The 12,647-nt window shown below is 49.2% G+C and carries 5 protein-coding genes; 3 read left to right on the top strand and 2 right to left on the bottom strand.

The features are described from left to right. Positions 1-168 precede the first annotated feature (168 nt). Genes FXO21_RS02970 through FXO21_RS02980 form a run of 3 tightly spaced genes read left to right on the top strand, consistent with a single transcriptional unit; the run spans position 169 to position 7,932 of the window. Positions 169-3,183 carry a SusC/RagA family TonB-linked outer membrane protein gene (locus tag FXO21_RS02970; RefSeq protein ID WP_225865544.1) on the top strand — a complete coding sequence of 1,005 codons (3,015 nt, stop codon included), beginning with the start codon at positions 169-171 and terminating at the stop codon, positions 3,181-3,183. Between the two features lie 19 nt (positions 3,184-3,202). Next, positions 3,203-4,930, top strand: coding sequence for a RagB/SusD family nutrient uptake outer membrane protein (locus FXO21_RS02975; protein ID WP_149638705.1), 1,728 nt, complete (start codon positions 3,203-3,205; stop codon positions 4,928-4,930). Between the two features lie 11 nt (positions 4,931-4,941). Further along, entirely contained in the window at positions 4,942-7,932 is a 2,991-nt protein-coding gene (locus tag FXO21_RS02980; RefSeq protein ID WP_149638706.1) for a PA14 domain-containing protein, read from the top strand. Between the two features lie 65 nt (positions 7,933-7,997). On the opposite strand, the gene FXO21_RS02985 is transcribed toward FXO21_RS02980, so the two are convergent. Continuing rightward, a complete protein-coding gene (locus FXO21_RS02985) occupies positions 7,998-11,783 on the bottom strand; it encodes a metallophosphoesterase (protein WP_149638707.1) in 3,786 nt (1,261 codons plus the stop codon). Beyond that, positions 11,780-12,637, bottom strand: coding sequence for an SdiA-regulated domain-containing protein (locus tag FXO21_RS02990; RefSeq protein WP_225865545.1), 858 nt, complete (start codon positions 12,635-12,637; stop codon positions 11,780-11,782). The genes FXO21_RS02985 and FXO21_RS02990 overlap by 4 nt, the downstream gene beginning before the upstream one ends. Positions 12,638-12,647 lie beyond the last annotated feature (10 nt).

The following is a 12,647-nucleotide window of genomic DNA, read 5'->3' on the forward strand; positions in this document are numbered from 1 at the left end:
CGGTAATTAATAAAAACCAATGTTGAGACGGATTGATCTGAAATTGAGACTCACAGATCATTCCGTTAATCGGCAAAGAAGGAAATTCGCAACACTTTAAATAAGTCCAATTAATTAATCAGATAGTAACAAGTCCGGAACTCAAATTCCACTTAAACAACAATTTTGATGAAAAATAATTTGTACAAAATGGCGCAAGCCGCTAAAAGGCGAATGCGGGTGAGCTGGTCTGCGACGACTGGCATCGCAATGCTATTCGGCTTACTGATGGCCATCTCGGGGGTAGCCCAGGCCCAGACCGGCACCTCAATTTCTGGTAAAATATCCGATAAACAAGGCGCTTTGCCCGGTGTTTCGGTTGTAGAAAAGGGCACAAGCAACGGAACTACCACCGATGCCGAAGGTAAGTTTACACTGCAGCTCTCTACGGGAGCAAAAACGATCACGGTTTCGAGCGTAGGCTATGTATCTCAGGATGTGGATATAGCCGATAAATCCACGGTGGAGATCACACTCGAAGAAGACCAGAAAACACTTAACGAGGTAGTTGTAATCGGCTATGGATCTTTGAACAAAAGAGAGGTTTCCAGCGCCATTACCCACCTTTCTTCCAAAGACCTGCTGCGCGTGGGCGGCAACAACCCGATGATGGCGATCCAGGGCAAGGTAGCCGGGCTTACGGTAACCAACACTTCAACGGCCGATCCAAACTCCTCGCCCAACATTCAGCTGCGCGGCGCATCCTCGCGCAGCGCAGGCCTGGGACCATTGTTTGTCGTGAACGGAATTCCCGGCGGTAATATCGACAACATCAACCAGAACGAGATCGAATCGATCGACGTGCTGAAAGGCGGCGCAGCCTCTGCGATTTACGGAACGCGCGGCAGCAATGGGGTGATTGTGATTACGACCAAGAAGGGCTCAGGGCAGCCGCGTTTGTTTTACGACGGCTACACTACTTTTGATTACCTGGCGAATGAGCTTTCGGTACTCTCCAAAGATGAGTTCCTGGCCAACAAGCGTGGATTTGATTTTGGAGGAAACACCGACTGGCTGAAAGAAGTAAGCCGCCAGCCTTCATTCTCCCACAAGCATACTTTGCAATTTTCGGGTGGGACCGGGCAGACCAACTATTTTACTTCTGTGGATTACCGCGATGCAAACGGCATTGACCTGCGGTCGGGTAAGAAAGAATATGGTGGCCGGGTGAATATCAACCATACCACCACCAATAACCTTTTGGCACTTACATTCAGCGTAGCACCGCGTTATGCGAAGATCAGTGAGGCCGATTACAGCGCATTCAACTACGCATTGACGCTAAACCCGACCATTCCGCTGCGGGATTCCACGGGCAAATACAGCTACATCAACTCGGGCTTTTTTGCAAACAACCCGGTGGAGTATGCTACCAACGTTTTGCAGGACCGTGAGCAGAAATCGCTGGACCTGAACGGATCCGTGAAACTCAACATTCTGGAAAACCTGAACACTACCCTGACTTTCGGAGAGGTTAGCTCATCGAGACGTATCATGGACTTTGTACCTTCCAATATTACACCGGTAATCAATGGAAACGGTCGCAACGTAGGATACCAGGCACTGGAAGAAAAAGACCAGAAAAGCCTTGAATGGTTAGGAAACTATTTCCTGGACCGCGACAAACATTCCGTGAAGCTGCTTGCAGGTTATTCCTTCCAGTATTTTACTGCCTCGGGATTCAATGCAAGAAATGAAAAATTCCCTTCCAATGTGCTCACTTACAATGCACTCGGAACCGGACTATGGAACGTGGAAAAAGGGATTAACAACGTAAATTCTTACAAAAACAGCTCGAAACTGATCGCCTTCTTCGGGCGTGTAAACTACGATTTCGACCAAAAGTATTACCTGTCAGCCAGTCTTCGCAGGGAAGGTTCTTCCAAATTTGGCTATGACAACAAATGGGGATATTTTCCGGCTGCATCGTTCGCATGGCGGCTGACGCAGGAGAATTTTATGAAAAGTCTGCCCTGGCTGAACGAGCTGAAACTGCGTGCGGATTATGGTGAAACGGGTAATCAGGATTTTGACAGCTACCGTTCGCTGGATACCTACGGCGGCTACGGTTATTATCCTTACAACGGAAACTCCTACCAGGTGTGGGGACCCAATCAGAATACCAACTACAATCTGCGTTGGGAAAAAGCGGCCAACTTCAACGTAGGCCTTGACTTCGAGGTACTTAGCAGCAAGATTACGGGTAGCGTCAACTACTACGTACGTACCAACAAGGATCTTTTGGGTAATTACAATGTAGCCAACCCGCCAAATATCCAGGGACAAACATTTGCGAACGTAGGTACCATGCGCAACACCGGCGTGGAACTGCAATTGAGTGCAGCGGTGATCAACAAAGGGGCATTCAGCTATAACCTTTCAGTTACCGGCGCATTTAACGACAACAAATTCGTTTCGTTCTCCAACAACCTTTTCAAGGGTCAGAAATACATTGATGTCGTAGGAATGCCGGCGCCGGGAAGTCCGGGAACGCTGCAGCGTTTGCAGGAAGACAAACGTATCGGAAGCTTCTACGCGCTGAAATCTGCCGGCGTAAATGATGATGGTGCATTGCTGGTGTATAACAAAGACGGCGAGATCGTACCTGCCAATGAAGCCAACAACGACGACAAGCAGTTTATCGGTAACGGACTTCCTAAGTTCACAACTGGTATCACCAATAATTTCACTTACAAAAACTGGGATCTGAGCGTGTTCCTGCGCGGTGCGTTCGGGTACAAACTATTCAATACTTATGCATTTTATCTGGGTACACCCGCTGCACAGCAAAATGCTAACTTGCTTACCTCGGCTTTTGACGGTGGCAAATACTCGAAACTGACCAGTACATCGACGTACTCTTCACTATCCGATTACTTCCTGGAACCAGGCGGATTTTTGAAAGTGGACAACATTACGCTCAGCTATACGCAGCCGATCAAATCGAAATTCATGCAATCGGCGCGCATTTATGCTACCACCCGTAACCTGGCGACATTCACCAAGTTTAAAGGCGGCGATCCTGACCTGATCCAGATCAACGGACTGTATCCGGGCGTGAATACCAATGGGGATAACAACGGTACGCTGAACTACTATCCTTCGACTACGCAGCTGTTGCTGGGACTACAACTTACTTTCTAATATCCTGATTTAGAACAAAATGAAAAGGAACCCAATTTCAAAATATATACTCAGGTTTGCTGCCTGCGCACTGCTTTCGGTGACGGCCGGTTGTACCAACCTGGACGAAGAACTATACGACCGTATCACCTCGGAAAACTTCCTTCAGACGCGTGAAGACGTGATACGCGATTTTCTGCGCGCATTCGAACACAGCTACTGGAGCATTCAGGGCGGTAATACATTTATGCTTCAGGAAAACAGCTCCGACGAAATGATGACCATCAACCGCCAGGGCGACTGGTTCGACGGCGGGCAGTTCCAGCGCGTACATTACCACACCTGGACGCCGCAGGACGGTTTTACAAGCGACCCCTGGAACGCGCTTTACGGCGGCGTAACGCTGGCGACCAACTCGCTGGAAGATCTGGAAGGCATTACCGACCCTACCAAATTCGATATGTCGCGTGAAGAACTGGACGGCATGATCGCCGAGCTGAAAGTGCTCCGTGCGTGGCTGAACATTCGTTTGCTGGATTTCTACCGCAATATTGTGATTGTTACCAAAGTAAAAGGGCAGACAACGGGCGGGGACCAGGTTCCGCCGCAGGAAGCATTTGCATTCATCGAGCAGGAACTGAAAGAAGCACTTCCCAAACTTTCGACCAATACTACGCTGGGCGACGATGTGGTAGGCCGCTGGACGCAGGGCGGCGCGGCATCGCTTTTGGTCCGTCTTTACCTGAATGCAAAAGTGTACACGGGCACAGACCGTTTTGCAGATTGCGCCAAAATAGCGCAGGAGATGATCGATGGGAAATATGGCTCTTATGCACTGGAAAGCCGCTGGGACGCGCCATTTGATTACACGAACCCAACTTCGAAAGAGACGATTTTCGGCTTCCCGGGAAGTTTCGCACAGACGCACTGGCAGTATGATGGGGGTATGTATTTCTGGATGCTGCCAAACCTGGCGACAAACTATTTCGGGTTCACCGACTTTGGTACTGCCAATCCGAAATATGCCATGCAGCCTGGCCGCGACGTGGATAGTGTAGAGTACAACTTCACATTGGGTAAGCCTTTTATCAAATTCCAGAAGTACAAGGACGACGTACGTTTGAAAAAATATAAAAACCTGGGTAACAGTAAACGCGAGGGAATGTTCCTGTACGGGTATTTACCTTACACAAATCCGCAGGGAAAAGCGGATACGGTGAGAGGTTTCAAAGGTCCGTATGCGTTGTTTTTCCGTGATCAGGTTGGTAAGTTCCTGGATGCAAAGCCAGGTACCAAAATTGCCGACAAGGTTTCCGATATGAACAATGGGGACAATAACTCAGGTCTGTATCCGGTAAAATATCCATACTACCCCAGTGATGATCCGAACAAAATTTCTTCGGCTTATGCGGAAATTCGTTTTGCGGAGATCTATTATTCCCTGGCTGAATGTAAGTACCGGGCTGGCGACAAAGCGGGTGCTGCGACCTTGTTGAATACCGTTCGCAAACGCTACTACCCTGCCGGCTCACCAAGCCTTTACAAAGCCGACGGAAGCCAGCTCACCGAGCAGGAAATGCTGGACGAATGGATGCGAGAGTTTTTGGCGGAAGGCAGAAGAAGAACCGATTTGGTTCGCTGGGGCGTGTTCAGCACCGGTACGTGGTGGGACAAAAGACCTGATGCAGACAACCACACAGACATTTTCCCGATCGGACAGAATGTGTTGAACGCTTCGCCACAATTGAAGCAAAACCCAGGATATTAATTTTTAAATAAATGAGATTTCACAAACTCCTGGCAGGATTAAGTGCCGCGACATTGTTCGCGGTACTTGGTTCTGCCGCATTTACCGGCACCAGGCCAGAAAACCATGTTGCCGTTGAACGTCCCAGGGAAGCCTGGGTTTTGCGTTCTGTGCTCGACGGGAAGCCGCGGATCCTGAGCATAGCGTTGAGCGACAAGCTCTGGCTCGCTTACAATACCAAAACGGCTTCATTATACAAAGCCTGGACCGGCAAGATCAACTTTGGTGGCCCGGTTTACACCTCTTCCCATGGCCCGCAGCCCGTTTCCGATGGGGTCACCTATATGGAAGAACCCGACGACAATCCATGGCGGATTACAGCTGACGGAAAGGAACTTACGCCCGGGATCAGCTACAAAGGCCACACGATTCTAAACAATCAGGTGACATTGAAGTACGACCTGGAATACCAGGGTAAGAAGATTTTGGTAGAAGAAAAACCTGAGTTTTTTGATGCCGGAAACGGTAAGGCAGGCTTTGAGCGGGCATTTACAGTAACTAATGCGCCCGCCGGCATTACATTGTCGCTGAATGTGCATCTGAACTCCCTTGCAACTGCCACCGATTACAAAACGGACGGCAAGTTTTCAGTGACCAATCAACGCGACGAGCATATCGAGAATCAGTCCTTCAAAGCTATTGACGGAAAACTGGTGCTCAATACGCAGGGTAAAACGACAATCTCAGTTAGTCTGACCAAAAAACCGGCGCAGGCAGAGGCTTCGCAGAAGGAAAGCAAGGCCGACATAGTAGCCGGGCTTTTCGCTAAAAGTGACTGCAATACCTGCCACAATCAGGAGGTTAAAACGGTAGGCCCATCTTATAAGGCAATCGCCGAACGCTACGAAAACAACGATCAGAATAAAAATGCATTGGTCGCCAAAGTGATCAAAGGCGGCGCGGGGAACTGGGGACAAATCGCCATGTCGCCGCACCCGGACTTGAAAAAAGAGGATGCCGAGACGATGGTAACCTATATATTGGAGCTCGATGCGGCAAAGGAAAGAGCGCAGGCAGCAAGCAAGTTGATGCCCAAACCCGCCTACCCTATTGCGATCAAAACCGTCAACCCGACTCAGGTTGCGACTGCGACTGAAAGACCGGGTATCGCGGTGAACATCTACCAGTTTGCCAGCGGAATTGGCAGCGTTCCCGAGATTAACGACGAAATGCTGCCTGTTAAGTCAGGCTCGATCAATGCACTGCATTTAGATGACCAGGACTTTGGCGACCTGAAAGATAATTTTGCCATTTACGCGAGCGGAACTATCAATATCAAAAAGACGACCAACATCGTTTTCCGGCTGGTGTGCGACGACGGCGGCAAGCTTTTTATCGATAACAAACTCGTCGCCGACAACGGCGTCAACCACCCACTGCAACCGACCGACGCAGAAATTATCCTGAAACCGGGCAAACACCCGTTTAAGGTGGAATATTACCAGGGCGGATTCGGCAAAGGACTTTCACTGCAATGGAGACCATACGGAAGCAAAGAATTTACGGTCGTTCCGCCTTCTGTATTCACCTACAAAGGCGCGGACATCAAGCGCACCGGGCAGACTGCTATCGAGGTAAAAAAAACTGACGTTCCCGGCGACGGGTCGCCGCTCGCAGCAGTGCACCCAAGCTTTACATTATCGCAGGCTCGCCCCGATAACTTCCAGCCAAGAGTAGGCGGAATGGATTTTCTGGCCGATGGCAGAATGGTGGTAAGTACCTGGGATTCGCTGGGTTCGGTTTACATTGTCGATGGCCGGAAAGCAGTTTCTCCAAACGATATCAAAGTAAAACGCATTGCCTACGGACTCGCCGAGCCGCTGGGTTTGAAAGTGGTCGACGACGAGATTTATGTGATGCAAAAGCAGGAGCTGACCAAGCTGGTGGATCTCAACAAAGACGAGCTGATCGACGAGTACCAAACCATTTGCAACGGCTGGAAAGTCTCCGCCAACTTCCACGAATTCGCGTTCGGGCTGGTGTACAAAGACGGCTACTTCTATGGAACATTGGCGACCGCCATTAATCCGGGTGGCGCGAGTACCAAGCCGCAGATTCCGGACCGCGGAAAAGTAGTGAAAATCTCCAAAAAAGATGGTTCATTCACCTTCGCGGCATCCGGCCTTCGTACCCCTAATGGAATCGGGTTGGGTGTGGATGATGAAATTTTTATCGCCGATAACCAGGGCGACTGGCTGCCTGCGAACAAGATCATTCATTTGCAGGAAGGCGCCTGGTACGGCTCGCGCTCGGTGGATTTTGAAGGTACCGCCAACAAAAAAGAAGCGCCGCCGGTAGTCTGGCTCACGCAGGATGAGATTGGTAACTCACCCAGCCAGCCTGCAAAACTGAATGTGGGACCTTACAAAAACCAGATGATCCATGGCGATGTAACCCACGGTGGTATTAAACGCGTGTTTGCCGAAAAAGTAAATGGCGCCTACCAGGGAGCCGTTTTCCGGTTCACGCAAGGATTGGAAGCGGGCGTTAACCGCCTGGCCTGGGGGCCTGATGGATCACTTTACATTGGCGGCGTGGGTTCAACCGGAAACTGGGGACATACCGGCAAGCTGGGTTATGGGCTGCAAAAGCTGACTTTCAACAACAAAGCAGCCTTTGAAATGCTGGCAGTCCGTGCCAAATCCGATGGTGTGGAGATTGAATTTACCGAACCTTTGAAAGAAGGTGTTGGGGAGAAAGCGTCTGATTACGGAATCCGGCAATGGTGGTTCAAACCAACCGGCGATTACGGCGGGCCGAAACTGGACGATGAAAATCTGAATGTAAAATCTGTGAAAGTATCAGCCGACCGCAAAAAAGTAACCTTGCAGCTGGCAGGCATGAAAGCCAGACACGTAGTGTATATTCATTTGAATAAAAAAACCATTGTCAGCCAAAGCGGTGCCGAACTTTGGAGCACGGAAGCCTGGTATAATATGAACCAGATCCCGGGAAGTATCTAAAATCATCAGCGCAGCCAAAAAAGCTGTTATACTGCGGTCAAGCGCCGGTATAACAGCTTTTTGGTTTAAAACCAGAAACCGATCTGAAACGCAATGCGTGGTTTCTCTTCCCTTTTTTCTTTTGGAATAAATGCACCCACGGCGAGTGTAAGAATGTCGACCGGTGCAAACCACAGCCCTCCGCCGTAGCTGTAATGCAATGCCTTTGATTCGTCATCATCTTCGAGCCACACGCGGCCATAGTCGAAACTTCCGAACAGTCCGTAGGTAAGTGGTAATGTCGGGTTATAGCTGCTGCCGAGCCTTATCCGCAGATCCGTATCGTGCCAGATGCTGCTGTTTCCATAGAAACGCTCGGTACGATAGCCCCGTAAACCCTGCTTTCCGCCAAGTGCCGGCATTTGAAAGAATTCATAACTATCCCCAAAAATAAGTCCTGTGCCTATCTGCGTAGCTAAGACAATGTTTTCCTTGGGGTCCAGACTGGTATAGTAGGCAAATTTGGCCCGGAATGATCCGAAGTTATTTTGGTTCGCCAGATTAGTGGTCCAGTTGAAACCCGCATGGAAGCGGATGCCTGTATGCGGTGAAAAAATGTTGTCCACGCTGCTGAAATCGAACATCAACTTTCCCCCGGCAAATTTCTTGGTTTCAAAAACATCATCGTCCAGCCCGTTTTCCGCACTGGTGATAAACCTCCCGCTTGTTGGCTGAATGTCTGATAGTTCAAAGAACGGGCCGAGCGTGACGAAACCGGCAGTACCCCCGAAGCGCTTTTTTAAAGCCGGGTAAATATGAAACGCACGCTGCCGCACACGGTAGTAATCCGGGTCATCAACCGGCCTTTCCGTATCATTGCCCAGTCCGGTGTAGTTGAATGCATAAGTCGGGCCGTGGTAATAGGTGTCGAGATAAAAGTCAAACTTCCTGAATGCGTTGATAAAATCACCCGTATAATTCACTTTAAAACCCTTGGTAGCAAAGGCGTAGCTTCCGCCAAACACGTGCGAAGAGGCATAAGGCTCTTTTTTGAAACCATAGCGCATCCAGGTTGCGCCCGCACCGAGCAATAAGCCGTCATCAGGGTTAATACCCAGGATCGGAGCAGGAATGGCAATGTCATAGTTGCTGTCCGCGCTGCGTCTGTCGTATACGTTGTAGCGATAAAGGTTCGTGCGTTTGTCTTTGGTACCGGGACCTAAAACCACTGTATTTTTACGCATATCGTCGTAAATAATGGTTTTTTTTCTGCCCGCGCTTGTACTGTCGGCAAACACATCCGTTCCCAATCCGCCGATCAGCCTCACCTTGATACCCTTTTTTACATCACCTTTTACAATAAACTCGTCGTCATCTCCATTGCCATAAACATTGATCGCTTTGGTGATATCCGCGTCGAAAATACGCTCGTAGTTTAAATGTTTAATGCGGCCTTCTCGGCCCTTTTCATATACCGAAACCTTGGTCCGCTTATCGTCCAGTCTTTCCACCACTACCCGTTCCTCCTCTTCCGTCCCGATCACATTCACACTTTCACTCACAAACTCATAATGCGTTCTGGCAATCTTTTGCAGGTTATCACGGCGGGTCTTTATGTTTTGGATCAATGCCGGCGACGATATTTTTCTGGCTTCATCGGGCCAGGCAGCGAAGGCACTGCTGATTACCTCGTCCGTCAGGTTTTTTTGGATAAATTTTGCCTGCTCTTCCCACTGCTCCCAGGTAAGCTGTGTCAAAAACGTCCTGTCGAAAAGCCGGGCGCTCCATGTGGTCCATTTCATACTCTGGATTTCAGGACTGAAACTTTGCAACTGCCGAAGAAACGGCAATGTCAGTCTTGCCACGCCGGTCAGCAGGCCGTCGTACATGGAAAATGCCTGGTCTCGGTCTCTCGGAATTGGGCGAAACAATGTGGTACCGTCCTTTTGTTTCACCGAAGACCACGCCCATTGGTCGTCGTGCCGGTCCCAGTCGCCGATTACAAAATCAAAAAGGCGCGTTCGGACGGCCCATTTTTCGTCCACCTTATTTTTGCCATTTTCCAGTATGCTTTCCACCAGTTCGGGTGTGCTTACGATCTTGTCAGGATTCCCGAAAAACGCGGCTTCTTTCCATTTTTTTCCGTCAGGCCGTTCTTCCAGCAAGTTCATCGTCCCCCCGAAAAGCGCATTGTAACTGGCCAGACCGGGCTGCGACGGGACATAGTAAAGTTTCGGATTGGTATGATAAACCTGGACAGCACCGGCCAGTACAGGCATACTGAGCGGCGCAAATGGGTTGGTAGACAAAAAATTATCTTCAACCAGGTATTTGGCGGCGATCATTTGATTGAAGGGAAACGGCAAAAACCGGCTCACGTCTTTGGTCAGGCCGCGTAATGCATATTCTTTTCCCTGTCCGTCGCGCAAGCGCAAAGAATTGGTCTGGTTGCCTCCGCCTTGTTTCACAGGCGTTACGCCGCCCTGGTACCGGGCAAGATCCAGAACCGGAAACGAATATTTACGTACATATAAATCCCTATTGTGTTTTCCCAACAGAAAGTTATGGAACGCGCCGGTGGGTTTGACTTCATGGCTGGTCACAAACCGGCTTGTGGAATCATTATGCTGGTTGTATTCCGTAAATGCGATGGCCGGATCGGGTAATTCGACGGTTTGCTTTTCCTTTATTTTTTTACGGAAAACCAATTTTGCGTCTTTCCCGTCTGCGCTGACCTCCCAGAAATTGGTCCATGCTTCGCCTCCTTCGTAAAAGTTAATCGTTGAATAACCCAGTTTTGACGAAGCAAACTGAGAACCTTTTCCCAGGCTTACCGGGCTATTTTTACTGCCGCTTCCGCTGACAATGAATTCCTGTCCGTCGTTTTCGATAAACTGCAAAGCATGTTCGTGGCCGCTGGCAAAGATAAATTTCCCGTTCTTCTTTGCGCCTGCCATTACTGCTGTACGCAAATCCTTGTATTGTTTGTTGGCAACGTCCTGTTTGGAACCAATGGTGGCGCGGAACAATGCGCTGATCGTGCCTAACCCCGGAAGTGGGATCCAAAGGTCGGGATTGAGCTCTGTAAGCGGGAAAATGTGCTGCTTAATGGTGAAACGTCCCCCATGCGGGCCGTAGGTGTAAGGTGGATGGTGCATAGCAAAAACCACGTTTTTGTTACGGTATTTCCTGACCACATTTTCAAAAACAAAGCGGAACTGTTCCCGGTTTTTGATCTCGCATCCGTCGTTGATCTTTGAATCTTTATCCCAATCCGTCAGCCACCACTGCGAGTCCACGACGATAACCACCACATTATCATTAAGTTCTATTACTTCCGGGCCGGAGCAGCCGTCGAGGGGCAGGAAATAGTTTTCATAATCGTCCTTGTCCCTGATGCCCCGCTTTTCATTGATATATTTATCAACAAACTTCTCCTGCCTTTTCAGACCTTTCACGCCCCAGCCATGCCAGTCATGATTTCCGGGAAGGAAAATGGGGCGTCCCTTGAAATTATCCAGCGTTTCGAGCTGGGACGTAATCCTGAATTCCGCAACTTTCCTTGCAGCCGAATCCTCCGACGGCGGCATCCCTCGTTCATAAATATTGTCTCCCAAAAACAGTACTGAACTATTCTTTGACTCGGTTGCCAGCTTGGTTTTGAGATACTCCAAAACCGGGGCGCGGCTTTCCGGCGAATCATTTCCGGCGTCTCCGATCAGATACATGGTGTGTTTCAAAACCAGATCAGCCCCAGGCGCATCCCGCTCCCACGATAATGCTTCTCTGGAAAATTGTGTTTTATAACTTGCACACGAAAAAGCGCCGATCAGCAAAACCGAAAAAGCAAAAACCCGCAACGCACTTTTCATCGGGTGATTTTTTTAAACTTCAAAATATTACCTGAAAACAGGTCATCGCCTTCATTGGAAATATACAAGTTTCCCAGCTTGTCGAAAGCAATGCCCTCCGGCTGGATAAACGTGTTCCCATTGAGCGTAAAAGCTTCCTTCACTTTCCACTGACTGTCGGTCACGACCAAGAGCTTATTTACAGCCGAAATGACATACCAGTCGTTTGTGAGCGGATTTCTGGCAAGGCCGGAGGGCCTGAAACCTCTTTCCACTTTGCCCGTAATCGCTTTAATCTCGTCCACATGGATGGAAAAAGTGCCTGCAATTTGTGTGGAATCTTTGCCTGGCTCGAATATGTAGCCGGTTACACTGCTCTTGGAATCGTCCTGCTCACAGTTTTTACAGAGCACATAGATCTTACCCGAAGCTTCGTCCCCAAACATGCCTTCATACTCTCCCTTCGGCAGGATTTTCCTGTATTCTTTGATTTCCTCCACTTCTTCAAAAACCGCTTCCGACCATGGGAAATGATAAATCACACCATTGCTTTTGAGGATAAAAACCCGGTTTTTCACAATGGTAACATCTTCGTAATCACCTTTTTTAGAAAATTTTACATTCAGTTGCCTGGGATGGTCCCAGCCGAGGCGATACAGACGCCCGTCTTCATCCTGAACTGCGTAAATCGTGTCCGGATTACCCTGGTTCATGGCGATGCCTGAAATCTCGAAAAGGCTTTCGGGCATATTGAATTTGTCGGGCTTGCTCAGATCGTAATCTTTGTAGACTTGCTCTTTTTTTGCAGAGTCGCACCCGCCCAGGGAAAAGGTTAGCAGGGCAAGCAGGCCGATTTGTTGTAAAAATGTAGTCATAGTATAGTTA

This window comes from Dyadobacter sp. UC 10 (assembly GCF_008369915.1).
Lineage (GTDB): Bacteria > Bacteroidota > Bacteroidia > Cytophagales > Spirosomataceae > Dyadobacter.